Origin of the sequence: Paenibacillus xylanilyticus (assembly GCF_009664365.1) — a bacterium.
Classification (GTDB): domain Bacteria; phylum Bacillota; class Bacilli; order Paenibacillales; family Paenibacillaceae; genus Paenibacillus; species Paenibacillus xylanilyticus_A.
Genome location: NZ_CP044310.1, coordinates 1,189,327 through 1,214,766, shown reverse-complemented (window position 1 = coordinate 1,214,766; position 25,440 = coordinate 1,189,327). Strand labels below are relative to the sequence as shown.

Annotated in this window: 23 protein-coding genes and 1 pseudogene; 6 read left to right on the top strand and 18 right to left on the bottom strand. The window is 46.5% G+C overall.

The window, feature by feature from the left end:
* Positions 1–182 precede the first annotated feature (182 nt).
* Both F4V51_RS05405 and F4V51_RS05400 read left to right on the top strand, forming a co-directional pair.
* The gene (locus F4V51_RS05405; protein ID WP_153977175.1) at positions 183–2,180 is read left to right on the top strand and encodes an alpha/beta hydrolase family protein; all 1,998 of its coding nucleotides are present in this window, start codon (positions 183–185) and stop codon (positions 2,178–2,180) included.
* 331 nt (positions 2,181–2,511) lie between these two features.
* Positions 2,512–3,705 (top strand): MalY/PatB family protein, encoded by a 1,194-nt coding sequence (locus tag F4V51_RS05400; protein WP_153977174.1) that lies wholly within the window; start codon positions 2,512–2,514, stop codon positions 3,703–3,705.
* 59 nt (positions 3,706–3,764) lie between these two features.
* On the opposite strand, the gene F4V51_RS05395 is transcribed toward F4V51_RS05400, so the two are convergent.
* From F4V51_RS05395 to F4V51_RS05370, 6 genes are all read right to left on the bottom strand, one after another.
* Positions 3,765–4,373, bottom strand: coding sequence for an ABC transporter ATP-binding protein (locus tag F4V51_RS05395; protein ID WP_153977173.1), 609 nt, complete (start codon positions 4,371–4,373; stop codon positions 3,765–3,767).
* The gene (locus tag F4V51_RS05390) at positions 4,363–5,316 is read right to left on the bottom strand and encodes an ABC transporter ATP-binding protein (RefSeq protein ID WP_153977172.1); all 954 of its coding nucleotides are present in this window, start codon (positions 5,314–5,316) and stop codon (positions 4,363–4,365) included. The genes F4V51_RS05395 and F4V51_RS05390 overlap by 11 nt, the downstream gene beginning before the upstream one ends.
* Positions 5,317–5,318: 2 nt before the next feature.
* Positions 5,319–6,299 (bottom strand): ABC transporter permease, encoded by a 981-nt coding sequence (locus F4V51_RS05385; protein ID WP_236146698.1) that lies wholly within the window; start codon positions 6,297–6,299, stop codon positions 5,319–5,321.
* Positions 6,296–7,291, bottom strand: coding sequence for an ABC transporter permease (locus F4V51_RS05380; RefSeq protein ID WP_153977171.1), 996 nt, complete (start codon positions 7,289–7,291; stop codon positions 6,296–6,298). The genes F4V51_RS05385 and F4V51_RS05380 overlap by 4 nt, the downstream gene beginning before the upstream one ends.
* Before the next feature lie 42 nt (positions 7,292–7,333).
* Positions 7,334–8,977, bottom strand: a complete 1,644-nt coding sequence (locus F4V51_RS05375) for an ABC transporter substrate-binding protein (protein WP_153977170.1) — start codon at positions 8,975–8,977, stop codon at positions 7,334–7,336.
* Between the two features lie 385 nt (positions 8,978–9,362).
* Positions 9,363–9,593 carry a hypothetical protein gene (locus F4V51_RS05370; protein ID WP_153977169.1) on the bottom strand — a complete coding sequence of 77 codons (231 nt, stop codon included), beginning with the start codon at positions 9,591–9,593 and terminating at the stop codon, positions 9,363–9,365.
* 266 nt (positions 9,594–9,859) lie between these two features.
* Between F4V51_RS05370 and F4V51_RS05365 the strand changes: the two genes are divergently transcribed.
* Entirely contained in the window at positions 9,860–10,621 is a 762-nt protein-coding gene (locus tag F4V51_RS05365; RefSeq protein ID WP_162009899.1) for a leucine-rich repeat domain-containing protein, read from the top strand.
* A gap of 143 nt (positions 10,622–10,764) precedes the next feature.
* Here F4V51_RS05365 and F4V51_RS05360 read toward each other — a convergent pair whose 3' ends face one another.
* From F4V51_RS05360 to F4V51_RS05350, 3 genes are all read right to left on the bottom strand, one after another.
* On the bottom strand, positions 10,765–11,397 hold the full coding sequence (locus F4V51_RS05360) for a type 1 glutamine amidotransferase family protein (RefSeq protein ID WP_153977167.1): 633 nt from the start codon (positions 11,395–11,397) through the stop codon (positions 10,765–10,767).
* Positions 11,398–11,469: 72 nt separating this feature from the next.
* Complete coding sequence (locus F4V51_RS05355) at positions 11,470–12,435, bottom strand: helix-turn-helix transcriptional regulator (protein ID WP_153977166.1); 966 nt, start codon at positions 12,433–12,435, stop codon at positions 11,470–11,472.
* A gap of 34 nt (positions 12,436–12,469) precedes the next feature.
* Positions 12,470–12,682: a hypothetical protein gene (locus F4V51_RS05350; protein ID WP_201281183.1), complete on the bottom strand. Its 213-nt coding sequence runs from the start codon at positions 12,680–12,682 to the stop codon at positions 12,470–12,472.
* 209 nt (positions 12,683–12,891) lie between these two features.
* Between F4V51_RS05350 and F4V51_RS05345 the strand changes: the two genes are divergently transcribed.
* On the top strand, positions 12,892–13,239 hold the full coding sequence (locus F4V51_RS05345) for a hypothetical protein (protein ID WP_153977165.1): 348 nt from the start codon (positions 12,892–12,894) through the stop codon (positions 13,237–13,239).
* 45 nt (positions 13,240–13,284) lie between these two features.
* Positions 13,285–15,024 carry an exosporium glycoprotein BclB-related protein gene (locus F4V51_RS05340; protein WP_153977164.1) on the top strand — a complete coding sequence of 580 codons (1,740 nt, stop codon included), beginning with the start codon at positions 13,285–13,287 and terminating at the stop codon, positions 15,022–15,024.
* 212 nt (positions 15,025–15,236) lie between these two features.
* On the opposite strand, the gene F4V51_RS05335 is transcribed toward F4V51_RS05340, so the two are convergent.
* The 4 genes from F4V51_RS05335 to F4V51_RS05320 form a co-directional block, all read right to left on the bottom strand.
* Entirely contained in the window at positions 15,237–15,674 is a 438-nt protein-coding gene (locus tag F4V51_RS05335) for a rhodanese-like domain-containing protein (RefSeq protein ID WP_167301685.1), read from the bottom strand.
* 94 nt (positions 15,675–15,768) lie between these two features.
* On the bottom strand, positions 15,769–16,656 hold the full coding sequence (locus F4V51_RS05330) for a LysR family transcriptional regulator (RefSeq protein ID WP_153977163.1): 888 nt from the start codon (positions 16,654–16,656) through the stop codon (positions 15,769–15,771).
* Positions 16,657–16,914: 258 nt separating this feature from the next.
* Complete coding sequence (locus tag F4V51_RS05325) at positions 16,915–18,363, bottom strand: amidohydrolase family protein (RefSeq protein ID WP_153977162.1); 1,449 nt, start codon at positions 18,361–18,363, stop codon at positions 16,915–16,917.
* Between the two features lie 472 nt (positions 18,364–18,835).
* Positions 18,836–19,990 carry a stalk domain-containing protein gene (locus F4V51_RS05320; protein WP_153977161.1) on the bottom strand — a complete coding sequence of 385 codons (1,155 nt, stop codon included), beginning with the start codon at positions 19,988–19,990 and terminating at the stop codon, positions 18,836–18,838.
* A gap of 529 nt (positions 19,991–20,519) precedes the next feature.
* Here F4V51_RS05320 and F4V51_RS05315 point away from each other — a divergent pair.
* Positions 20,520–22,166, top strand: coding sequence for an RNA polymerase sigma factor (locus F4V51_RS05315; protein WP_162009898.1), 1,647 nt, complete (start codon positions 20,520–20,522; stop codon positions 22,164–22,166).
* A gap of 365 nt (positions 22,167–22,531) precedes the next feature.
* Here F4V51_RS05315 and F4V51_RS28995 read toward each other — a convergent pair whose 3' ends face one another.
* The 5 genes and pseudogenes from F4V51_RS28995 to F4V51_RS05290 form a co-directional block, all read right to left on the bottom strand.
* On the bottom strand, positions 22,532–23,041 hold the full coding sequence (locus F4V51_RS28995; RefSeq protein WP_227779591.1) for a hypothetical protein: 510 nt from the start codon (positions 23,039–23,041) through the stop codon (positions 22,532–22,534).
* Between the two features lie 242 nt (positions 23,042–23,283).
* On the bottom strand, positions 23,284–23,787 hold the full coding sequence (locus F4V51_RS05305) for a DUF3600 domain-containing protein (protein WP_153977159.1): 504 nt from the start codon (positions 23,785–23,787) through the stop codon (positions 23,284–23,286).
* Positions 23,777–24,343 (bottom strand): annotated as a pseudogene (locus F4V51_RS05300) (sigma-70 family RNA polymerase sigma factor). Before F4V51_RS05300 ends, F4V51_RS05305 begins: the two are co-directional and overlap by 11 nt.
* A gap of 261 nt (positions 24,344–24,604) precedes the next feature.
* On the bottom strand, positions 24,605–24,805 hold the full coding sequence (locus F4V51_RS05295) for a hypothetical protein (RefSeq protein ID WP_153977158.1): 201 nt from the start codon (positions 24,803–24,805) through the stop codon (positions 24,605–24,607).
* A 74-nt stretch (positions 24,806–24,879) separates the two neighbouring features.
* A complete protein-coding gene (locus F4V51_RS05290; protein ID WP_153977157.1) occupies positions 24,880–25,428 on the bottom strand; it encodes a hypothetical protein in 549 nt (182 codons plus the stop codon).
* Between the last annotated feature and the right edge of the window lie 12 nt (positions 25,429–25,440).

Here is a 25,440-nt window from a genome sequence, read left to right as displayed (position 1 = left end):
TGTTCATGACAATTCCACCATTAGGATTCGCCATACATTCAGCAATTCCTCCTGGTTAAGATATAAGCCAAGCAACGATCTCCATTCGTGCAGAAGCATGTTGTCCTCCCCACTGCTTTCCTTTAATATAAATGGAAAGGTTAGGAAATTACATTACCGAAATCAAGGTGGGAGGATAATCAATGAACAGTCTGCGTGGCATCACATCGGAAGATCTCTATCAGATTACATGGGTGAACGATCCAACCCCGTCTCCTGGAGGCGAACAGCTGGTATATGTAAGTCGGAAGACAAATGACAACCGGGACGGTTACTCTTCTCACCTGAGACTCCTGCATCTGAAGAGTCAGAAGGACAGAGGATTTACCTCCGGTGACAAGGATCACTCGCCCTCCTGGTCGCCGGACGGGTCACAGCTTGCCTTTTTACGGGAGCATGAGGGAAAAACACAAGTCTGGATCATCGCCGCAGATGGCGGAGAAGCACGACAAGTCAGCCAGTTGAAGCATGGAGCAAGTTCCCTCATCTGGTCTCCGGATGGCCAGACATTACTTGTGAAATCCTCTGTTGATATGCACAGTGAAGCAGAAGAAGAATCCAATACAGACAACAAACTGCCGCAAGAACTTGTTGTTGACCGAATTCGCATGAAATCCGACGGCGGAGGATTGTGGAATGGCAGACGCTCTCACCTCTTCCACATCTCGGTTGACGGCGGTGAAGCCACTCCCGTTACCTCCGGTCATTTCGACGTCGGTGATTATGCATGGTCACCTGACGGAACGTCCATTGCCTGGATTGCCCAGCTGCCGGAAGCAGGCGAGGAGCATAACGATTTTGCACTGACCAACCATGTGTACCGCGCAAATCCAGATGGGTCTGACATAACGCAGCTGACTCCGGAAGGGCTCACCTTCAGCCGATTGACATATGCACCGGATGGACAATCCCTCGCCCTGCTTGCCAGTGACCGCTCGTACGGAAATGCTACTCTGGTGAAGCTCTATACACTTCCGATCTCGGGCGGTCAGCCTCTGTGCCTGACCCGTGACTGGGACGTACAGATGAATCATAGTATCGTTGGAGATATGCGTGCCCACCTGACAACAACGGGGCCATTATTCACTAGGGACGGCTCTTCCATTCTCTGTCTGGCTACCGTTCATGGCAGCGTTCGAATCGCACGTGTTGCACTGGATGGCAGTCAAGCGGAGTATATACTGCCTGCGGAGAAAGAGTTTTATCAGTTTGCAGAACTGGAGAATGGTGACATTGTAGCAGCTGCTGCCGACACGCAAAGCCCAGGAGACCTCTTTTGGTATCCCCATCCGGATGATCACGGAGCCGAGTCCATCCAGCTGACTCGCAGTAATCCCCAGCTGGAAGGAGAGATCCGGCTCAGTGTACCGGAAATGTTCTGGTTTGATACCTCGGATGGGCTTCAGCTGCAGGGATGGATCATGAAACCAATCGGCATGGTAGACGGTGTCAAAATCCCAACCATTCTTGAGATTCACGGCGGTCCTCACATGATGTATGGCTTTACCTTTATGCATGAATTCCAGATGCTTGCTGCGCAGGGCTACGCAGTCGTCTATACCAACCCGCGTGGTGGATTGGGTTATGGGCAGCAGTTCGTGAATGCCTGTCGTGGTGACTACGGCGGTGGCGATTACCGCGACCTTATGGAGACCGTTGATTATGCCTTGTCCACCTATGAGTTTATTGATGAAACCCGCTTGGGCGTTACCGGAGGCAGCTATGGGGGCTTCATGACCAACTGGATTGTTGGACATACTGACCGGTTCAAGGCAGCCGTCACGCAGCGGTCCATCTCTAACTGGCTCTCTTTTTACGGTGTCAGCGACATCGGATATTTTTTCACCGAAGATCAGATTGGCGGCAACGCGTGGGAGGATACGGAACTGTTATGGAAGCACTCCCCTCTGGCTTATGTAGGGAATGTAAAAACACCTCTGCTGATCCTGCATGGTGAACAGGACCTTCGGTGTCCGATTGAACAAGCTGAGCAATTGTACATTGCCCTGAAGCGCCGCAGACAAACGACCCGTCTCGTTCGTTTCCCTGGGGCTAATCATGAACTTTCCAGAGGCGGTCACCCGCATCTGAGAGTGAGACGTCTTGAGCACATAGCCGGATGGTTCAACGAGCACTTGTAATTATTTTTTTCCATGGGACAAGCCAAGTAGAGATACAACCATCGCAGGAAGGAAGTCATCGGGAAGATGGCGCTGCGATGGTTTTTTTATTTGTTGAACTAAACGTTTTAGCCAAACAGCAGGTTTAGTTGCAAGAGTTAGAGTTGAAAGAGATCAGAAGACAGACTACATAGATCCCCATTGAAGTACATGCTCAGTTGAATAAACCCAAGGAATTTGGACCATACCGTAAGGGGTTTGGAAGCAGGTCAAAAAGTTGCGAAAATAACGAATTTATTAGATAATTATCTGTCGATTGTGGTCGAATGAACGGATTAGAAGGGGGAACCTAATGATGAAAAAAAACACATTTGATGAGCCGATTAATCGTCTCTCTACCGGTTCGGAGAAATGGGACGCACTTGAGGAAATCTTTGGCGTGGCCGATGCACTGCCTATGTGGGTGGCGGATATGGATTTTGCTGCACCACCATCTGTTATTGAGGCATTGCAGACACGGATGGAACATGGCATTTTCGGTTATACCGTGCGCACGGATGCATATCACGAAGCCCTGAGAGGATGGATGGAACGACGCCACAACTGGAAGATCAACGATGATTGGGTTGTGTTTACACCTGGAATCGTTCCAGCCCTAAGCATTGCCGTTCAACGTTTTACGGCACCGGGTGATGCTGTTGCGATTCAAACTCCAGTCTATGCCCCCTTCTATGAAGTGGTACGTGGCCAGGGCAGAGAATTGATGACGAATCCCCTCCGTCTCGAAGACGGGCATTACACCATGGATCTGGAACATCTGGAATCCTGCCTGCAGACAGGCCGGGTGAAGATGCTTATCCTTTGCAGCCCTCATAATCCTGTTGGACGTGTATGGTCTCGCGAGGAGCTTGAAGGCCTTGCTGCCCTGTGCGTGCAATATAATGTACTTGTGGTGTCGGATGAAATTCATGCCGATCTTGTGCACCAACGCGGCACGCATACTCCGCTGTCCCAGGTTTCGGAGGCCATTGCCGACCTGAGCATCATCTGCACGGCACCAAGCAAAACATTCAATATTCCCGGTCTATGCACCTCGAATATCATCATTCCGAATGCCTCCTTGCGTGCATCCTTTGCCCAGGGCGTCAAAACGATGGGCCTCGCCAGTATCAGCACACTGGGCGCCATTGCAGCCGAGGCTGCATACAACGGAGCCGAACAATGGCTGGACGACTGCCTTGCCTATATTCGGGGGAACATGGAATACGTTCAGGAGTATGCGGCGAAGCACATGCCTGATGTTGGCATTGATTTGCCGGAAGCGACCTATCTGCTCTGGATGGACTTCAGCAAGCTGGGTGTTCCCCAGGAAGAGCTTGTACGGCTGCTCCTGAACGAAGCAGGTCTCGCCCTCAATGACGGCACCGTCTTCGGATCGGAAGGCACGGGATACATGCGGATGAATGTCGCCTGTCCACGGTCCACGGTTGAAGAAGCGATGCGCAGATTATCCCTGATGGTGAATCAATTGAACAAACAAAACTAGTGCCTATAAAATAAGCCATCTTCCTCGATCAAGTCGAAGGAAGATGGCTTTTCTTATCATTACAGCTCAGATACAGGCATGGGCATGATTCGGTCACAGAGTCTGTTTAGCAGGTCCAGGTCATGACTGATCACAAGCAGCCCCAAATTACGCTGTCGCGCCGTTGCCATTACAGTATGCCAGATCTGGGCTTGCGTGATGGCATCCAGCATCGTTGTCATCTCATCCGCAATCAGGTAACGCGTTTCCTTGCCCAGTGCGCGGGCCACGCAGAAGCGCTGCAGCTCTCCACCAGACAATTCATCCGGTCTGCGATCCAGCCATTCAGGCTGAATGCCGAGAGCATTCAGAACGGGATGCTCGGCCATCTCGGCTTCATGTAGCACACGGCGCATTCGCCAGCGTGGGTTGACTGCTTTTTCCGGGTGCTGAAATACAAGTTGAACCGGACAGACTCCAGCTCGTGGAAGCGGCTTCCCGTCCATCAGCACTTCTCCTGCCATAGGTTCTGCATACCCTGCCAGGATGCGTCCCAGGCTTGTTTTGCCAGATCCACTGGGTCCCCACAATCCCACAACTTCTCCCTGCTCCAGCTTCAGGTTCATATCCCGAAATAACCAATGGTTCTTGTCGTATCCATAACCGGCATTCCGTGCTTCAAGTGGCATGAATACACCTCACTTCTCCGCCTCGCAGCGTCCTCAATTCAGGATGTTGATCTGTACATGCAGATGTCGCAGCAGTACAGCGGGGTGCAAACGGACAACCGCTTCCCTTCCGCTGATTCGCCAGCGGCTGAGAGCCCGGGATGGGCTGGAAACCATTTTGCGGCAAAGCATTCCACAGTGCACGTGTATAAGGATGTCTCAATCCATCTCCTGTGTCCGTAAAATCCTTGACCTGTGCGATCTCCACACAGGAACCGGCATAGAATACAGCGATATGATCTGCTGCGGTCAGTGCCGAAGCTATGTCATGGGTAATCCACAGGATGCCTGCCCCCCGGTCAGCCATTTCCCGGAATTGTTTCATCGTATCTGCCAGCACTTCGGGATGGATTCCCGGTGTCGGCTCATCGGCAATAATCAGCTTGGGCTCACCGGAAGTCGCCGTTGCCATGAGTACCCGCCGAGCCATGCCTCCGGAGAGCTCATATGGATACTTCTTGCTGGTTCCCTTGGGCAATTGATAGCGATCTGTAAGTTCTCTCTCTGCCTTATGCATCTGTAACCTGGTAGATACCCGGCGCTCACCCGGCTTTCGGTGAACTGGCTGAACCTGCTTCCCTACCTTGAGCAGCGGGTCCAGGTGAGTAACGGATTGGGGAATGTACACCAGTTCATCTCCGCGCAGACGAAGCTGCTGCTCTCTCGTCAGCGGCTCCTCAGCATAACAGATCTGTCCCTCAAGCCTGGCACTGGCAGGAAGGATGCCCATGATTGCTTGTGCCAGCACGCTTTTGCCAGATCCGCTTGCCCCTACGACAGCTACAATCTCGCCTTCGTTTACGGTCAGATCCAGATCCTGAATGACCTCGCTCTCTTCATATGCAAACCAGCCACGAGCTCGTCTGAATGAAACGGAGACCCCTTTTACTTCAAGAAGAGCCATCGTTATCCTCCCTCCCTTGAACTACCTGTCCCTGTCAACACTTTAAAACTGTTCCCGAGCACATCAAAGGCACGAACGACCAATAACAGCGCCAGCCCTGGGAAAAAAGCAAGCCACCACATGCCTGCGGACAGATATCTCATCGACTCTGACAAAATAATCCCAATGGCCGGCTGCTGAGGCGACAGCCCGAGCCCCAGAAACGTAATTGCAGCCTCATGCAAAATGGCATGAGGGAAGATCAGCAATGTACCCACGAACAACTGTGGTACCAAGTGAGGAAGCATGTGCTGTGTAGCAATCCTGAACCGGGATTGGCCCAGCCTGCGGGAAATATGAATATAATCTGCCGACTTCAGCTGAATCATCTCCGCACGAACAATCCGGGCCAGATTCGGCCAGTGCGTCAGGGCGATGGCTGCAGCCACACCAGGCAGGCCTCCACCGAAGACAAAGGCCAGCATCACGAGGGACACCAGATGAGGTACACTCAGGAACAGATCAATTAGCCATGAAACCAACCTGTCGGCAAGCTTGCCTGAAGCAGCGATCAATCCCAGCACGAGTGCCACGATCCCTCCTCCGCACGCAGCCAGCAAACCAACCTGAATGCTGGTCGTTAATCCCTTCAGCGTACGCATGAACATGTCCCGTCCCAACCAGTCCGTACCGAAGGGATGTGCCCATAACGGGGCCAAATTCCGCTCTTTCAACGAAGTTAGCGTGGACTCTGCGGGGAGCACGAACCCTGCCAGCCATACGATAACAACCCAGCCGAGTGCCAGACTCCCCCAGATCAAGGCCCGTTTGCGCGGGTTGGCATAGCTCCGCTGCTTCTCGAATCCAGACACGCCTGGAGACAATTCGGCTTGACGCCTCCACCGTTTACCGTAATTCCGCTTCTCCGTTTCTTCAGATCCGCCCGATCGCAGCCGCGGCACAGCACGAATGGGTCTGGAGGACTGCTCCATTTCCTGCTTCATGTTAACAGTTCCTCCTTCATCCGCGGATCAATGAACCGATAGAGTATGTCTGCCAGCAGATTGCCAGTAAAAACAAAGATCGTACTGCACAGTACAAGTCCGAGCAGCAGCGGCACATCCCCTCGCAGTCCAGCCTGAACGGTGGCCTGTCCCAGGCCCGGATAAGAAAATACCTGTTCTGCAAGAACAGCCCCTCCAAACAGTTCACTGAATGAAGCAAACTGCAGCGTTAACGCAGGCAGCACGACATGTCTGAACCCATGCCTGCGGAACAGCTGCACGCCACGTTCGCCCCTAGCTCTGGCGAAGAGTATATAGTCCGAGTCCAGCACATCCAGCAGCTTCTGGCGGGTATGCAGAGCAATGGCTGCCACACCGGTCAGACTCAGGGTTAATGCAGGAAGAACCATATGAATGGCTCGATCTGTCCATGTCACCTGATCAGCTGCCATCCCTGCGGGAACACCCAAGCCAACCGGAAGCCAGCCGAGCCACACGCCGAACACCATAAGCAGCAGCAAGGCAATCCAGAATACCGGAGTGGAAGCCAGCGTATAGCAATACCAGCAGATCAAGCGATCCAGCATGGATTCCCGTTTCATTGCTGCGACTACACCCAGACTGAAGCCAATCAGTCCGGATAAAATCCATGCCACCGCCATAAGCGCGACAGAATTCAGGAATCGTTCCTGAATGATATCCGCAACCGGCTGTCTGTAGATCATCGACGTTCCCAGATCACCCTGGAGTAATGCCTGTCCCCAGGTGAACAGACGCTGGGCAGGCGGGTCATTCAATCCCCACCGCTCTTCAATCAGACTTCGCTGCTCGGCGCTCACTCTGATCATGTCTCCCCCGATGTAGGCCTCAATCGGGTCCACAGGCGAGAACTGCATCAATATAAAAGCCACCACGCTGACTCCTGCCAGCAGTGATAGGAGTCGCAGCAGCTTCACCCCAACATACCTTCCCCATTCAAGAATGCCTGTCATACCATCTCTCCTCAATGTCGGTCAGAACTCGCACTATATTGCCTACTTCGAGTTGTCATCCCAGGACCATTCCTCCAGATTGGATGTCACCGGCCAGCCATGTCCATGGGGGTGAATCTGTTGTTCACCAATGTTCAGGCCATCCTTGACCAGATACAGGTGATCAATATTGACCAGCCATGCCCAAGGGGCGTCGCCCTGATAGCTGAATCCCGTCTTCCCGTCCCACTCTGCCTTCTGCCAGAACGGAAGGGCTGCTTCTTCACTCGTAGCTTGGAGGGCCTGCTGCATCCAGCTATCCACCGCCGGGTTGGAATACAGCCCCACATTGTAGTATCCCTCCCCCTTGTGCGTGCTGCTGTACAGATTGTAGGTTTCCAGCGGGTCATGACTTCCCCATCCGAATAACACGGCATTGGCGTAAGCCTGCTTTTTCGTCTCTTCACGGCTCTTGCCTTCCACATTGATTTTGATACCAGCCTGGGCCGCCATATCCGCAGCAGCAAGGGCAAGGGATTGTCTGGTCAGATCTCCTGCAAAATAGAGCAGGTTGAACTCGGCATCCATGCCGTTTTTCTCCACCACGCCATCACCGTCTGTATCTGCCCAGCCGCCAGCCGTCAGTATCCGCTGCGCTTCTTGGACATCCGCATCTGCAAATACAGCGTCCGGATTACCCCAAGGCAGATCATCACTGACCGAGTATGCAGGACGACCATGACCCTCCAGCACGCCTTCAACCAACGCATTACGGTCAATGGCTACGTTCACCGCTTGGCGGATGGCAAGGTCGGACGTCACATCGTTCCCAGCAGGGAAACCGTCAGCAGAAGTACCGCCCGCAGGCTGCATCGGGAACATGATTCCCCGGTTATCCACGGTTTTGACCGATTCCAGCGTCATGCCGCTTACCTGCTGCTTGCTGAAAGCGGCGGGAATGGCTGCAATGTCGACTGAACCCGCTTGGGCTGCCGCGAAGGCTGCATCCTCGTCCAGATAGAGAAATGTCAGTTTGCGGAATGCAGACTTTTGACCGTAGTATTGCTCGTTTGCTTCCACAATGGCCTGTTGTCCCTTATCCCACTGCACCAGCTTGTACGGGCCGGAGCCGACAGGATGCTCAGCATAATCGGAGCCATAGGCATGTTCAGGCACAATTCCAAGTGTAGTCAGAATACTGATAAACGTGGACTGCGGAGACTTCAATGTAAAGACGACCGTTGTTGAATCGGGGGCCTGCACTTTGGCCATATTTGTCAAATCAATCACCGATCCGCTGCTGGCCGCTGTTTCAAATGTGAACTTTACATCTTCCGCCGTCAGCGGTTCACCATCCGAAAACTTCACGTCATCCCGCAGCGAAACGGTCCATGTGAGCCCGTCTTCACTAACGGAATAATCTGTTGCCAGGTCATTGACCAGTTGCAGCTTAGCATCCCTTTTTAGCAGAGTACTCTGAAAAAGCGGCGAACCATACTGCCCCCAGCCCGTTGTCGGATCAAACCCGCCTTCCGGCTCTGTGCCTACCGCAAGCACCAGCTCATCCCTCGGGTGAGAAGCTGCAAGTGCCTGACTCTCCTGAACCGATGAAGCACCTTGCGTACATCCTGCGAGTCCAACTGCACACAATAGTAAAAGACTAAGCCCTGCCTGACTTGAACGTTTTCTCCATGAAATCCCGTGCATGTTTCCCTGTTCCCCCTTTTGAAATTGACCCCTTGCTCTCCTCTAGTAGATGCAGTATTTCTTCCAACCAGATTCGTTCCAGTTCATATTCGTGTTACTATTTTTAGCAATTGTAGCACAATAACAAAATTACGTGTCAATAAAGTTGACTTCAAAATCCATATTTTTTCATTAATAAAGGTGTTCAGAAGAATTGGTCTGGAATTATGGAGTTTCTCAAATCAATAAGTAAGAATAGGTGACAACAAAAAAGACTGTTGGTGATGAACCATCAGTCTAACTGAATAAGGATATGAAGTTACAGGATGACGAGCTATATATAGAGGGCTTCACTCCTAAGTTACCAAATGTCATACTCCCAAAGCGTGGTCAATGAATTGAATAACTACTTTACTGACTTCTCTGCGGATTCACTTAGTGCACTAAGTGAACCAAATACCCAAACAAAGGCTAGTAGATAAATCAGTTTAACTTGGATATCTTCGTGAAAAATCAGAATACATGAGAATAGAATAACTCCTGCAATCATTTGAATAGACATCATTGATCTTCTGAAGTAGATTGGAGCGAAAAAACATATGATACCCGCTAGAAAAATAAACGGTTCTTCAGCCATGTGCCTGCACTCCCTTAGTTTTATAAGAAAGATGTTCAACCGGTAGCCACTCAAATTGAAACATCCTACAAAAAATATCTGCAAACTCACTTATTTTTGTACAATGGATTCCAGCTATTATTATGATATTATAACAAGGTAATATGTTCCAGATCATGGTATATTTTTATTATTAAAATCGTATAAGGAGAGCGCCATGAATCATACATAGTTGAGATCACCGAAATCAGAGAATGAATCCAGATACTAATTTTAAGGAGTTTACTATGCCTAATCCATTTGTAAAAAGTTTAATCGTATTGTGTTTGATGCTTTTAGTAATACCGACAACAACAATTTTGGCAGCCCCACTCGTTAAGGATCCCGTTTTGGCACAAGTCATTCGAACAGATTTGAAGCTATCGGGTAAAAAAGAACTGAAAGCAAGCCATTTGAAAAAATTAAAATCCCTATATGCAATGGATGCAAAGCGTAAGATTTCAAGTCTGCAAGGACTTGAATATGCAGTTAACATAGTGGAATTAGTCCTACCTGGCCATCAAATTAAAAATATAAAACCACTCTCCAAGCTGACAAAAATAAACCTATTGTCTTTAGACGGAAATCAAATTACAGATCTATCTCCTCTTGCAGGATTACGCAATTTGGAAAGTTTATTAATTAGCGATAACCAAATAAGAAGTCTAGAACCTTTAAAAAACTTGCGCAATCTTACAAGTTTGCTTGCCAGCGGAAATCAGGTATCGGACTTAAGGCCACTTCAGAAGACGAATCTCGAATGGATCATTATGGACCATAATCGGATTCAGGATTTGACACCATTAAAGAACCATCCAACTTTACAATATCTATATCTGCAAGATAACCTCATTCAGGATATTGCTGTGCTTGAAACCATACCTCATTTAACCGAGGTATATTTGGGCAATAACCCGCTGAATGAGCATGCGGAACAGGTCATAAAAAATCTAGAGAAAAACGGAGTCATTGTAAGCCTGGAGATCACTGAGGCTGATGAATCAAAATAAGTTAGTTTGAGAAATTCATTAGTTCGAAGTTAACCTGCTCTTCATACAGCACAAATAAGGCCGTTATATATTAACGACCTTATTTGTACATGGATCAAATTAAATCACATGAGCGTATTTCCACTGCTAAATTGATTTTTAGCTCAACTATTAATTGAATTCATTAACTCGAAGAAGTATTCAGGTTTATGAGTCTTATTAAGGTTATACCAGGAATGCAATGTATCTGGTGCAAATACATCTAATGTTTTCAGTACTTCCATCGCAAATTCCAGAGGAGCTATTCCTGATGCAGTAACTACATTCGTATCAGATACCGCTGATTCCATCTCATAGAACTTTTCTCCTTTATAATTAGGACATACCATTTTAGTATATTCCAAATTATTACTTGTATGCTTTCTGGTGTCTAAGTATCCCCTATTCGCAAGAGCGTCCGTTGCACCACAAATGGCAGCAACAATAGTGCCAAGCTCTAAAGCTTGACCGATTCTTTCCAGGATAGGCTGATGAATTTCTTCATTCCAGGTAGTCCCTCCTGGCAAAATTAAAAGATCTTCACTCTCGAGAGTACATTCATTAAGGGAAATCTCTGGTTTTATACTCAGTCCTCCCATCGTAGTAATCATTTCTTTATTAGCTCCTACTGTAATTACTTTTAAAGGTGCTACCTCTTTTTTGAAATATCTTCCCGAGTTTAGTTCAGCCACTAAATATCCATATTCCCAGTCCGACATCGTATTAAATACATATAGATAAACTTTTTTGGTTTGCATCCAATAACACTCCAATCCCAATTGATATAGCCAACTGTAACATGACTTCACTGACAACTAGCGTCAGGGAAGTCATCCATTTTGATGAAAATCTATTAATTCCGACAAAACTTCAATCATTCTTTTCTTAAGGCTTATGGGCTCAACAATTCGAATAGATTTACCGTACGATAAAAGGAAATAAGGAACATATGTATCTAACATATCTTTCTCAAAATGAAATACGGCTTGATGAGAAGTCCGCTCTTGTAAATAATGTCCTATAAACCAATGTTGGCAAATATCAGCTAATACACTTGTATCCCCTTGAATAACCAAAGAAATAATCTCTTCCTTATCTTCTATGGTTGGAAGAAAATTTTTCATGAAAAAAGCACGTGCTGAAAAATGTTCTGGCTGGTCAAACTTATTTTCGGTTAACATTAGATCTTCAATTCGATCTACTCTAAAACTACGGATATCACTCCTAAGATGACAAAATCCAATCACATACCACTTATTATTCCAATAGATAAGTCTGTACGGATCAACCAATCTATCATGTGTTTGCTTTCCTCCACTTTTATGGTGGAGAATTTTTACTGAGTACCCGTCTGCCACGGCCTGCTCCAACTCCTTCAAAAAAGGCTGCATAGAGGGTGAACTTAATCGACTTATGACTTCAAGACTAGTTAAATGTTGGTTTATCTTGGTTTCCTGCTCTTGATTGGAGTATTTACTTAGTTTTGAAATGGCCCTATTTAATGCTTCACCTCCATAATATCCGGCTTCTTCTGCAAAAACTGCAGCATGAAATAGTGAAGTTTGCTCCTCAAAATCAAAAAAAAGAGGAGCCTCAATAAAATTGTTCATTAAAGTGTATCCACCGTTATGTCCTGGTTCTGAAATGATAGGTACACCACTTGTTGAAATGGTATCGATATAACGATATACAGTCCTTATATTCATCTCTAACTTTTCTGAAATTTGTTTTGCTGTAATTTTTTCACCTGATCGAAGCATCCATAGAATGGCTAGCATGTTGTCTATTTTAGGCATGTCATTCCACCCCCATATAAATTCTCTTGTTAGTTTAAAACATGTTCTCCAGAGAGCTGTTGAATAAGGTCAGAACCCAGCAATAGAAGCCACGAGTTCCAATTAATTTCGCATCGGTTTTGCTGAAAATCCCCCAGCGACAACCCGTATCCTCCAGATGAAATCTTATGATGTCTTCTGCATCATCTAGGGTAAGAACAACCAGCTTCAACCGATCTGTAACGATGTCAGGAAATATTATGGACAATTCTGATGGCCTCCGTTAAATCAATTTTACCAATATTTAGACTAACACATCATGCAGCTATTCTGCTTAATAGCTTAAGGAAGATTAACAATGGATGAACTGACCCTGTGTTTCATCCACACCGCTTGTTTAGTGTCTGAATATTACTGTATTTAGCTTAATGAAAACTACCGCTAGAGTATGAGGTTATAGAAGGTGGGATGGGAAAAATGGCTACTTTATCAACTGGGCCGATTGAAAACAATCCCGTTTCCGGGGTTAGACCGACACAACAGGTTACGATTAGATTGGCCAATCGTGCTGCGGACTCTCTAACTGTATCTGTCCAGGGGTATGTGCTTAGCACAACAAGAACACTGTATGTGAGCGAAGTAATCAGTATCGCCCCTAACGAAGCATTGACCAGAAACTATTTTGCGGATTTAGATGCTTATGAGTTTGTTTTTGAAACAAGCACGGAAGGTGCAGAGCAAGTAGGGATTTCAGTGTGGGGCAAACAAGCCTCTGGACAATTGGTTGATGCCCATCGTGTAGTAGAACACGAAAAAAACAGTTAAGAAAAGTCTGGCAGATAAATCTGCTCAAAAGAAGGAGATGTGGCGATGAGCTTTTTATCGACAGGGCCAATAGAAAATAACGCTGTGAACGGTGTAAGACCGACTCAAACAGTTACCATCAGAATCGATAACCGCAGCGATGTGACAGCATCATCCGTACAAATACAGGGGTATTACATGAATGGTGGATTGAGAGTTCTGTATGTCAGTGAGTCCTTTGACATCGCCCCCAATCAAGTAGTAACCAACAATTATTTTGCAAACTTTGATTCGTTCGAGTTTACCTTTACAACAACCACGACGGTTAATGATCCTATACAGGTATCCGTCTGGGGTAAGAGCAGCACAGGCTCTTTAGTAACTGCCCATCGCTTGGTCTCTTCCGAATTGCTGGGTGATATTCCAGGCCTCACCGGTGTCACAGGTGCAACGGGGGCTCCGGGGGCTACCGGTGTCACAGGTGCAACGGGAGCTCCAGGTTCTACCGGCGTCACAGGTGCGACGGGCTCTCCGGGGGCTACCGGTGTCACAGGTGCGACGGGGGCTCCGGGCTCTACTGGTGTCACAGGTGCAACGGGGACTCCGGGGGCTACTGGTGTCACAGGTGCAACGGGGACTCCGGGGGCTACTGGTGTCACAGGTGCGACGGGCTCTCCGGGGGCTACTGGTGTCACAGGTGCGACGGGCTCTCCGGGGGCTACCGGTGTCACAGGCGCAACGGGGGCTCCGGGCTCTACCGGTGTCACAGGTGCAACGGGGGCTCCGGGCTCTACTGGTGTCACAGGTGCAACAGGCTCTCCGGGGGCTACTGGTGTCACAGGTGCAACGGGGACTCCGGGGGCTACTGGTGTCACAGGTGCAACGGGGGCTCCGGGCTCTACTGGTGTCACAGGTGCAACGGGGGCTCCGGGCTCTACTGGTGTCACAGGTGCGACGGGGACTCCAGGGGCTACTGGTGTCACAGGTGCAACGGGGGCTCCGGGCTCTACCGGTGTTACAGGTGCAACGGGAGCTCCGGGCTCTACCGGGGTCACAGGTGCAACGGGGGCTCCGGGCTCTACCGGGGTCACAGGTGCAACGGGAGCTCCAGGTTCTACCGGCGTCACAGGTGCGACGGGGGCTCCGGGCTCTACTGGTGTCACAGGTGCGACGGGGGCTCCAGGCTCTACTGGTGTCACAGGTGCAACGGGGGCTCCGGGGGCTACTGGTGTCACAGGCGCAACAGGGGCTCCAGGTTCTACGGGGGCTACTGGAGCGGCAGGTGCTGGCGCCATCATTCCTTATGCGTCCGGACTTCCAGTTTCGCTGACTACCGTATTAGGGGGGCTTTTGAATACCTCCAGTTTAGTTGGATTTGGTAACAGTGCTTCAGGTGTAAGTGTCAACGGAGGAATCATTGACCTCACAGGCGCCGCAGGCACCTTGCTAAACTTTGCTTTCTCCGCATCCCGTGCAGGAACGATTACTTCACTGGCCGCTTATTTCAGTACGACAGCTGGACTAAGCTTGGTTGGATCTACCATAACCATAACTGCACAACTATTCAGATCTACCACACCAAATAACTCCTTTACGGCCGTACCGGGTGCTGTAGTAACCTTGACGCCTTCATTGACCGGTGTCTTGGCACTCGGAACAATAACCAGCGGATTGACAACAGGATTGAGCATTCCGGTAACTGCCGGTGACCGCCTGCTTATGGTGTTCTCGGCATCGGTAACAGCGGGAATTGATGTGGCTACAACGTTGGCTGGATATGCAAGCGGCGGACTTAGCATCACTTAACCTAGAGTTCAGTTTCAAATTTAATCAAGATACAGAGACCCTTCGCAGTTCATGGCGGGGGTCTCTATCTATGTATGAGCACTCAAGTGGTCTATTTGGCCTGCTTGCTGAACAAAAGCAGCCGATCATATGGATCAGCTGCTTACTACATATTTATTCAGTTATCGTTTCGCGTTCATTGAACTTTTCGTTTTGATTGTTTGTTCATGAGCTTACCCGATCATGCATGCTGAAGTGCCAAGCGTACCCTCTACCTCGTTTCCTTCCTTACGCCAGTACTCCATGCCTCCAAGCATTTCTTTCACCTGAAAACCCAGACGGGATAAGCGGGCTGCTCCTTTGCTGGCGCCATTGCAAGCCGGTCCCCAGCAGTAGACGACGATGACCTTATCTCTGGGCAAAGACGCCGTTGTTGCTTCGCTGATTGTGTTGGAAGGAAGACTAAGAGCTCCCGGGATATGGCACTCTCCATAAGCAATAGCGCTTCTGACGTCGATGAGTACAAAGTCATTGAGACCATGCGTCATATCGTGCTTTACATCTGAGACGTCCGTTTCTACGGCAAGCTTGTTCATGAAATGCCGATGAATGTTCTCAGGCGAAGGAGCAGGCGTCTCTAAGACAAGGGAATATCGGGTTGGATTTGTCATTTGGGTTACCTCCAAGGGGGCTGATTTGATTTCTTGCAATCAATGTAACACAGCCTCTAACCATGGAGTTATCGATAGAAATCTATAAGATACTTCAATCATATTGATAATTGGTTCCACTGATCAAATCCACGAAACCTTGAAAAGCTTTGGACTTCCACTTCTTTTTAGAATATATGAGTTGCGTATAAAAGTTACACTCCGGATGGACGAAAGGAATAGCGACAATTTGGCCCTTACGGATTTCCTCGGTAACCGCTATACGCGGCAGCAAGGCAATACCAAGATCGTAAATGACGCACTGCTTGATTGCTTCCAGATTGCCGAATTCGTAGGAAAGACTGTAATTCACTTGGTTCCCTTTCAAAACATTGAGAAGCATGGCCCGGTAAGTGCAGCCATCTTCTGTCATAATCAACGATTCACCCTCAAGATCTTCAATGTGGACTTCACTTCGACAAGCTAGTTTATGATCAGGATTCGTGATAAAAACTAACGGCTCTTCTCTCAAAATTGCGCAGTGAAGATCGGGATCCTTAAATGGAGGATCCAAAATGATCCCTATGTCTAGTTCGCCACTTTTGACTGACTCAATAATATAAGGTTCGTTACCAGGCTGGATAATCACATTGATACCAGGATATTCTCCACGATACTTTTGAAGATATGGCGGAAGGCAGAAGGCAGCCAATGTCTCGATAGTTCCTATGGACAGTTTTCCCTTGGATTGTTTGGATACGACTTCTTTGGACTCTTCATGCAGTCTGTGTATATCGTTGGCGTATTGCAACAGCGTTTCGCCAGCCAACGTTAGTTTCATTCCTCTGCCAAAACGTTCTAAGAGAACGACCCCGTAAGCTTCCTCCAGCTTCTGAATCTGAGTTGTGATGCTGGACTGTGCATATCCAAGTGTTTCCGCGGCTCGCGTATAGCTTCCCCACTTCGCCACTTCCCGAAAGGTTTTCAAATAAGTTAGTTCCACTAGTATCCCCCACCTTTGCAAGTTCCCGATACTCTATCATGAACTCTCGGTTATGACAATTGAAACATCAAAATTAATGATCTTACCTATTCATAACTATCGATAACTTTGAGGAGAATCAGATGTAAAGCGAACCGCGGATAGGGAGCTTGAAGTGCTGACAACTTTGCGGAAATTAGTCGATTAGTAGAACAACATTCTAAGTAACCCACAAGCTTTAAAAACCATTAATTTTTATTAACTAACCTGTGACCTGGATCATTCTGATTCTCTTTTTGTATCGGCAACCTGTATCACAGGATATGTTTTAACCGATTGGTCTAAAGTCTGCTTCTCCATTAGCTTCCCATCTAAGACAACCGCTGATATGCTTGTCGTGTTTCGAATGTCCTCCAGCGGGTTCTTGTCTAGCAGTACGAGATCAGCTAGCTTTCCTTCCTCTACAGTTCCTAGCTCCTGCTCTCTCTCCAAATATCGGGAGGGGTTCAGCGTTGCCGTCTGCAATGCCTGCAACGGGGTAAGTCCGCTTTTCACTAACATTTCGAGTTCATCGTGCAAGGAAACGCCGTATATAAAGTTAGTCATCTCGTAGCTGGAATCGGTACCTGCAAGCATCGGTACTCCGGCATCGTTTAACTTTTTGACCATGCCTGGCGTTGTGGAATTTATAGCCGTCATTAATTCCGTTTGTTCAGGAGGAGTGGCGCGAATCACTTCAGTCCAGTACTCCTGTACAGCAGTCGGTACGTATTTGGATCGCTTGTCAATTTCAGTTTTCGCCATATTATAATAGGTAACCATCGTCGGGACAGGCCATACTTCCTTTTCTTTGAAAGTACGGAACAGCTTGTCTGCCTTTTCAGAATCATAATGTTGAGATGCCTCTATCTCCGCAAACGAATAACCAAGCAAATCGCTCATATCGGCATTTTCGAAAAGTTCGTCCTCGATGCTCGAAGTTCCGATAAACAAACCATGCAAGTGTTCGATGCTCTTGAATCCCAGTTGAACAGCTTCACTGGCGCGCACCTCCACTGGTAAATGACCGACTACTGGTAAACCAAACTTTTTGGATTCATCCATGACTGCCAAAAACAAAGAACGTGGCAACCAGGAGTATACCTTGATATGACCTGCGCCTATCTCCGCATTGTGACGTACGGCTTCGCGCGCTTCTTCCTCTGTTTTTAAGTAAAGCATGTGAGGGGCTTCATCAGCCGGCCCTCCATTTAAGGTCAAACCTGCATAGACAAGACGTGGAGCTGTCATACCAGCCTGAATACTCTTGTTCCACTGATCGACGTTTGTGAGCGCTGCCCCCATCTCCCTTACTCCAGTCACTCCGTTAGCCAAAAAGAGTGGGAAAGCATTTTTATAATTTTCTTCCAGATGCACGTGCATGTCCCACAATCCAGGAATGACATATTGTCCTTTAGCATTCCTGACCTGTGCCAAATCGGGAATGTCCACGTCCTCACTGTTTCCAATGTGAGTGATCTTATTTTTCGTAATGGTAATCGTCTGATTATTGACTAACTTGCCGGACCTTACGTCCACTATCGTCGCATGCTGAATCACCAGCGTCTGACTAGGATCAGTCTCCTTGTTTGTATCATTGGGATCTGTACATCCTGTTAATAGAATTAATAATGCCATAAATCCTAATAGCGGCTTCCCTAAATAACGATTTTTGTTCAACAAACTCATCTTTATCCTCCTCGTAGTTATGAATCTTATTGGGTATAATTTGATAGTAAAGTACAGATCCTGCTTTTTTATTAATGAATCCTTACAAAAAACTTACATTAGAATGGGTGCAAGAAATTTATATTCAACTGTAGACGCTTTAAATGATGCATTAGAATTTGGGTTTTGAGTTTTGGAAAATGTTAAGTCCGATGGTATACAACGTTTCTCTCAACCTTGCATCTTTCATCTGAAAGAACATCAATAGAAAAAACAACCTCCCGACCATAATCAATTACTATTAGCCGTTCATCATTAAACTAATCTGCCCGTTAGTTGAATAAAAGCAGCGGATCATATTGATCAGCTGCTTTCTTAGTTTTAACGCTATCGTTTCCCGTTAATGTAATGACGGTCTAATTCTACTCTTGTTTTGAAGCATGGTCATTGCGTCCTTATCTTCAAATATTATTTTGTAATTTCATTATGCTGATTAATTTTTGAAAATCACGACCATGTGCTTGCTTCCCATATATTCAACGGAAGTATTTAACTGCTCCGCCACAAAACGAACAGGAACGAACGCACTGCCGTTCTTCAGAAGTAAAGGAGCATCTTGCATTACCGTTTGCTGGTTTACTTTTACCTGCCTGTTCCCTACAACCCAGCGAATCGTTTTACCATCCTTCTTAATCGTTACCTCTTTGGTACTCTGGTTCCAATTCACGGCTGCCCCAAGCTTCTCGGAGATGAAACGGATCGGCACATAGGTACGTCCGGTCTGAATAAATGGCGCTGCGGTAATACGATAAGCACTGTCTCCCACATAAGCTGTTGTGCTGCCAATCACCAAGCGCTGTGTCTTACGCTGACCGCCAGGCAACTCATTTCCCGCCATTTTCACAAATAATTTATATGTTTTCGATCCCTTGGTTACATCTAAATAGTTATTTTGCAGTGCAAGTGGTTCAATGAATGCACCCGTATCATAATACGGTAAAAAACCACGTTGTTGGAGCGGCTCTAAATCCCAGATTCGATTGTTTTTCAAATAGAGGTAAGACAATCTTTGAAGATTTCTCAACGGCTCCAAATCATAGATCTCGTTAGATGATACATCCAGAGAAAGTAAGTTAGTTAATTTAGATAACGGAGCAAGATCTTTGATGTTATTATTCGCAGCATCGAGTCTCCAAAGATTAACCAATCCTGCTAGCGGCTTTAGATCTGTGATCTGGTTAGAACTTATGGACAACGTATTCAGATTCACTAGTCCCGCTAGCGCTGAAAGATCATTTAATTGGTTCCTTGATAACGATAAATCTGTCAACTTCGTTAACTTCCCAAGGGGCTTAATATCCTCAATTTGATTGTCACTCAAATCCAAAGTCGTCACATTGGCCGCATACTCCAACCCCTGCAAACTCTTAATTCCTTTACCTGCTAAAGGAACGTCGGTCAGTGACTCTAGATCCTCTTTGGTTAGGGATTCATCGTCGTTTTTATTCAATAATGACTTAAGCGCTTGTTCTAGATTGAGATCCTCAAAAGCCAAAGGCTGTTGGTTAGACGCCTCCATGTAAGCCTGTCCTGGTAAGCCCAAACATAGGACAAAAATAATTAATAATCCAGCAAGATATTTCTTCATTCTGACCCTTCCTCTCCAATCCCTGTATAAACTAGCCATTAGTTGCTTGAATTAAGACGCAGTTTCCAAAGAAAAGTTGTATTGAAGAGTCATGTAAATAGTTGAATAATAGCAGCCAATCACAATGATCAGCTGCTTTCTTGTTGTTATGGGCTAACGTTTCCCGTTAGTTTAATGAACCTCTATTAAGCATTTAGTCGAGACCACGCCTGGTTAACTACGGAACAAAGGAGCACACCAAGTACCCGTAGAAGAACTTCGGCTCGTGCTCCTAGTTTGTATCCTCCCATAGTTGAACGGAAAAGAAGTATCTCTATATACTAAAAGGGAGTAATCTTCATCTTCTTTAACAAAAAGTTCATAACGTCTCTTTAACCATTTAAGTGACCTACTCATGAAGTTTGTAATTACATATGTATAAGTGATTCAGTAGGACGTCCAATTTTATAAAAAAAAAAATCCCAACCTTTATTTCGCCTGGCACACTATATAATTGTCAGGAATTACAGATGCAAATATGGAGGAAAAAATGGATTCAATTCGTAATAACGGAAAAGAAGCCGCTGAAGCGATTCGGAGCTATGTCAAACCGATTTTCGGTTTTGCGTTAAACCGGGTCAAGCACCGGGCCGAGGCAGAGGATCTGGCTCAGGAGATTATGCTGCAGTTGTTGAAATCCTTCTCTGGGATTCGGGACATTAGAAGCCTTGACGCTTACGTCTGGACGGTTGCTCGATACACTTGGGTGAATTGGTTGAAAAAACGTGCGCATGCTCCCCAAGCGATCGAAATCAACGGCATGTCTGAACTGTCTGCCGCCCCTTCCCGGGAACCGCTTGAACGTCTGCTGGCAACCGAAGCTTCACGCGAGCTGCGCCGAGAAGTGGCGTTTCTGTCCGACATCCATCGCCGGATCGTGGTCATGCATTACTACGATGAGCTTAAAATTGGCGATATCGCGATTGCTCTGAACATTCCTGTCGGCACGGTGAAGTGGCATTTGAGCGAGGCTAAAAAGAAGTTACGGAAAGGGATGAAACGTATGCGTACAACAGGAACTTTAAGTGTCAATCCGGTCAGCATGGGGGAAATGGGCCATTCCGGTTCGGCCGGCAGTTTGGGCGAAACCAACGATTTTCTTGGACGCGCCTTGGCGCAAAATATCGTTTACGCGGCTTATCACAAGGCGCGGACCGTACATCAAATCGCGGAGGAACTGGGTATGCCGCCGTCTTTGTTGGAAGACGAAGTCCGGCACCTGGCCGATTACAATTTTCTCATCCAAACCTCTCCCGGCAAATATCAAAGCAACACCATCATCTGGGACCTCTTCGAATTGGCCGTAGCCGGTCATCAATTCTGGCAAGATTGCGCTGCCGAAGTGGCCGATGTTCATTTTGACGCGTTAATGGAAGTTCGCCGGCAAGTTGAGGATAGCGGAGTGTACGTTCCGGACGGCGACTATAACTTCCTGCTCTGGACCTTGCTGCCCAAGAACGTCGAGGAGCAATCTTGGCGGAGCATGCCTGCGGGCGAAAACTTCGACGCGGTCGCACCAATACGAAAGGACGGAGGTCAGTATATTGCCTATGCAGCGTTGAATCGGAGCCACTATACCGATCCGGGTTTTGATATGAGTAGTTACGTCACCTTCGGTCCGTCGCTCCGCTACGTCGAAGACACTCCCCTATACTTGTGGCAATTCAATACGCACTGGAGCGACCGCGAGATGGATTGGCGTTTCCTGGAATACCGGAATGTCGAGATTTGTCATGCGTTCCAACAAGGGGAACTGCCCGACAACGAAGAGAACGCCGAGCAATATTCGTTTCTGCTGGAGAAGGGGTACATCCGCAAGACCGAAGAGGGGTACAAGTTCAATGCGGTTTGGATCGACTCTCCGCAAACGTTGGATCGGTTGAACAAGGCAATGCCGGATTTGTCCGCTCTGTATGCGCCTGCTGTCGGCAAGCTCTACGACAAAATGCTCAACCTGTTCCTGCAAAATCAGCCGAAGCATTTGGAGCCGCAGCTTGCTTACATGGTGAGAGGCAACACCGGCGGAGGCCGGCTTGTCGCCTATATTTTGAAGCATTTGATCGATAACGGGAAGTTGAAACCGCCGTTGCCGCACCAGCAGAAGACGATTTCAACCTGGATGGGACCGGTCAAGTAAGTTGGTTCAGAAATACGAAGAATGGCCGTTCCCGGGTGGTGGTCATTTTTACACAAAACTTCCAACGAAGTGATTAGGACATCGCTATTTCACCACGCCCCCATCCTGAACGTATGAAAATGATTAAAAAACTACCTATGACGCATGTGCGTCATGGGTAGTTTTTTAATCGCAATCGTATCTGCCGGATTTCTCCTTTACTTTATGATTTTTAATCTTTCTTGTCCGCAACCAACCTTGAGAGGCTACATGCTCCACTACTAAGCAGATCTATTCAGCAAAACTGCCCGTTAGTTGAACAAAAGCAGCCGATCAGATTGATCAGCTGCTTTCTTTATATTGTTACATTAACGTATCCCGTTAGGTCAATAAGATAGATGAGCAAATTCCGGTTCTGAACCAGCTGATCCCCATACTTCTCCATCAACACTATAACCACCACCACTCCATTGGAGTACATAACCTCCATTAAGCATGCCTTGTTCGAAACCTTCATTAAAATTAATCCAATCAAGGGATTCCCCGACAGCAATTTTTCTAGCGAAATACAGATTACTGGTATCTAAGTGCGTTAAACTAACATTGACTTCATGGCTACTATTGTTCTTCATTCGAAGTCTTATACGTACAAATCCCGGATCTACTGAAAAAGGTTGTTGTACAGTTGCTCCTCCAGAAGCAATGTAGTGGGAGGGTTTATTCTCTTCTTCGCTTAAAGAATTAGTAAGGTTTGTACTTGCCGACTTGCTTGATAGTTCACCAGACTTTGGATTAGACGTATTCTCTTGAGCTGGACTTGATGAATCACAGGCAGTTACAGTCGCTATTATTAAAGTTAAAGATAAAACAGTAAAAATAAGAACCTTTTTATTCACAGTTTAAACCCTCTCGTATCCCTTAATTAGTTATTGTAAAACCTATAAAATGTTTCTCGTTATTAACAACGCCTCACAGTCAACAAAAGTTACATCTGTATTTACAATATGGCATTGAGCTAACCTGCTCGTTAGTTGAACAAAAGCAGCTGATCACTTTGACCAGCTGCTTTCTTGGTTTTCTTAGCTCTCGTTTTTACGTTAGTTGAATGCTAGATTAAGACGGGTCCCTGCTTTCATTATTACGGCTTGACCGTTTCGTTAATCTTCTCGAAATACGGGGACAGCTTGGAGGCTAGTTGTTCAAATTGCTGCTGCTCTTTTAGGGTCAATTTTTCCTCATGACTGACCCCATTTTCATCAGTGATCTTCAACTTCAATACCATCAACTGCTTGGTCAGTTCCATATATTCTTTAAACTCATCTTCCGTGAGCTTGCCTTTTGCTGCCTGAAGCATTCCTTCAATCTCTTGATAGTCTTCTTGTGTCCCCCCTTTCTGTTCAATGGTCGAAGAAGAACCAAAAATATCATCGGCCAAATAGGAAGCTGCAAATGCAGCTGACGGAATGAGGATTGCTACTGCAGCAATACCTGTGAGTATACGTTTTTTCATTGGAGATCTACCTCTCTTCTCATTTACATAGTTTTGATAGGACTGTCGTACACGTCCATACAACTCGGGTGGGCAGTGCATCGAATCCGCCACCTGGCGAAGTTCATCACTCAACTCTTTGTCAATGGACATACACGTCTCCTCCTGTCATTTCATATCGTTTCCGAAGTTCTTTCCGTGCTAGATGATGCCTGGATTTAACTGTGCCAACGGGGATCTGCAACATGTCCGCAATTTCTTCCAAGGTATAATCGTGAAAATAGCGCAGGATGACGACCACACGTAGTTTGTACGATAACTGGCGGACAAGGCTAAAGAGCTCATGCTGCGTTTCGGACTGCAAGACGACTTTGTCCGTCCAATCGAACTGTTGTTCACAAGTCATCTGGCGATTTCGTTCAAAAAGGCGAATTCGTCTCCAGGTCTTTCTTTTCCAATCCTGTACAAGATGGACAGTGATCCCGTGCAACCAAAACCGGAATGGTCGGTTAGGGTCTTATTTCTGATATGACCGCCACATGTGCATATAAACTTCATTCACAATTTCCTCAATGTCCTGTTTGTTGTAGACGAGAAAAGCAACGGTCCGATAGACATCTTGGTGAGTAGCCTGATAGACCAGCTGGAAAGCTGACTCATCACCAAGTATTGCTTTTTCAAGCCATTGAATTAACTCTTTATCATTCATGGGGGCCCCTCCTGAACGTGATACAAATCTTATTTCGCTCCCGTGCGGGAAAAGGTTCAGTAGAAGAAAAAACTTTTTCAATAGCCTTAACATTAGCTTTTCTTTGTCAAAGCTGTTCCTCTGCGGAAACAAGGTGTATATGGAAGAAACATAGCTAGGCTGTGTAAACTGTCCTTCAACAAAAAAACAGTTGATCGTTATTGACCAACTGCCTCGCTATCTTTATTGATCTAAAGTCTCCCGATAACTTAATGTGTAGCTTCACTTTTTTAATTGAGTCATTTTTTTAAGGAGTACCGCGGTGCAGACCGATATAACACTGGCTAAGTATAAAAGTGCATATGCTATGGCAGCATAATATGTAAGTTCAGCTTCAAGATCGGAGTCTGTAAGAAAAATAATAATGAAAAATCCAACAACAAAAACTACTAAACCTAATAGAACATTTTTAATTAATTCCATCACATACTCACCTCCCAGGGATTTTTGACAGTTCCCGCATACTACTTTAGCGTTTATAATTTTCCTCTCTTAACTTATTCTCGATCGTGATTTAGCCCTTTCCCAAAACAAGTCTTTTGAGGTAAATCCATATTGTTATATAATTCGAGTAATTCGGAACGAATATCCAATGTTTTAATAGTAAGTATATATTCATTTATCATGTTAGCAATCATTTCAATTTCAGTTAAATTGTATGAAGTGATATCCATTTTCGAAATGTTCACTTGTTTACCAAGCACTTTTGATAAAGAAGAGGTAATTTGTTTCTTTACATCGTCATTTAAACTTTCAAACTGGAGTACAAGATCTTCAAGGTCATCCTTGCTACCTTTCATCAAACTGTGGGATTGGATAGCACAATGCTTTGAAGATGAAGATTTGATAACATAAATCTCAATGATGTCATCCATTTTAAATTTAGTGTTTTTACCTTCTTCTGTTTCAACAAATAGATAGCCCTCATTTAATTCTTTAGAAACACCACGGAAAAATTCATTTTGATTATTAACTTTAAATATTACAGAATGCTGATCTTTAACTGTCATCTCAATAAATTGTCTTTTATTTATCATATTATGCAATGTGTTCCCCTC

Excerpts from the sequence above, each read along its gene's own strand:
- F4V51_RS05405 (WP_153977175.1), top strand. The coding sequence starts at position 183 with ATGAACAGTCTGCGTGGCATCACATCGGAAGATCTCTATCAGATTACA.
- F4V51_RS05400 (WP_153977174.1), top strand. The coding sequence starts at position 2,512 with ATGATGAAAAAAAACACATTTGATGAGCCGATTAATCGTCTCTCTACC.
- F4V51_RS05395 (WP_153977173.1), bottom strand. The coding sequence starts at position 4,373 with ATGCCACTTGAAGCACGGAATGCCGGTTATGGATACGACAAGAACCAT.
- F4V51_RS05390 (WP_153977172.1), bottom strand. The coding sequence starts at position 5,316 with ATGGCTCTTCTTGAAGTAAAAGGGGTCTCCGTTTCATTCAGACGAGCT.
- F4V51_RS05385 (WP_236146698.1), bottom strand. The coding sequence starts at position 6,299 with ATGAAGCAGGAAATGGAGCAGTCCTCCAGACCCATTCGTGCTGTGCCG.
- F4V51_RS05380 (WP_153977171.1), bottom strand. The coding sequence starts at position 7,291 with ATGACAGGCATTCTTGAATGGGGAAGGTATGTTGGGGTGAAGCTGCTG.
- F4V51_RS05375 (WP_153977170.1), bottom strand. The coding sequence starts at position 8,977 with ATGCACGGGATTTCATGGAGAAAACGTTCAAGTCAGGCAGGGCTTAGT.
- F4V51_RS05370 (WP_153977169.1), bottom strand. The coding sequence starts at position 9,593 with ATGGCTGAAGAACCGTTTATTTTTCTAGCGGGTATCATATGTTTTTTC.
- F4V51_RS05365 (WP_162009899.1), top strand. The coding sequence starts at position 9,860 with ATGCCTAATCCATTTGTAAAAAGTTTAATCGTATTGTGTTTGATGCTT.
- F4V51_RS05360 (WP_153977167.1), bottom strand. The coding sequence starts at position 11,397 with ATGCAAACCAAAAAAGTTTATCTATATGTATTTAATACGATGTCGGAC.
- F4V51_RS05355 (WP_153977166.1), bottom strand. The coding sequence starts at position 12,435 with ATGCCTAAAATAGACAACATGCTAGCCATTCTATGGATGCTTCGATCA.
- F4V51_RS05345 (WP_153977165.1), top strand. The coding sequence starts at position 12,892 with ATGGCTACTTTATCAACTGGGCCGATTGAAAACAATCCCGTTTCCGGG.
- F4V51_RS05340 (WP_153977164.1), top strand. The coding sequence starts at position 13,285 with ATGAGCTTTTTATCGACAGGGCCAATAGAAAATAACGCTGTGAACGGT.
- F4V51_RS05335 (WP_167301685.1), bottom strand. The coding sequence starts at position 15,674 with ATGACAAATCCAACCCGATATTCCCTTGTCTTAGAGACGCCTGCTCCT.
- F4V51_RS05325 (WP_153977162.1), bottom strand. The coding sequence starts at position 18,363 with ATGAGTTTGTTGAACAAAAATCGTTATTTAGGGAAGCCGCTATTAGGA.
- F4V51_RS05320 (WP_153977161.1), bottom strand. The coding sequence starts at position 19,990 with ATGAAGAAATATCTTGCTGGATTATTAATTATTTTTGTCCTATGTTTG.
- F4V51_RS05315 (WP_162009898.1), top strand. The coding sequence starts at position 20,520 with ATGGATTCAATTCGTAATAACGGAAAAGAAGCCGCTGAAGCGATTCGG.
- F4V51_RS05305 (WP_153977159.1), bottom strand. The coding sequence starts at position 23,787 with ATGTCCATTGACAAAGAGTTGAGTGATGAACTTCGCCAGGTGGCGGAT.
- F4V51_RS05295 (WP_153977158.1), bottom strand. The coding sequence starts at position 24,805 with ATGGAATTAATTAAAAATGTTCTATTAGGTTTAGTAGTTTTTGTTGTT.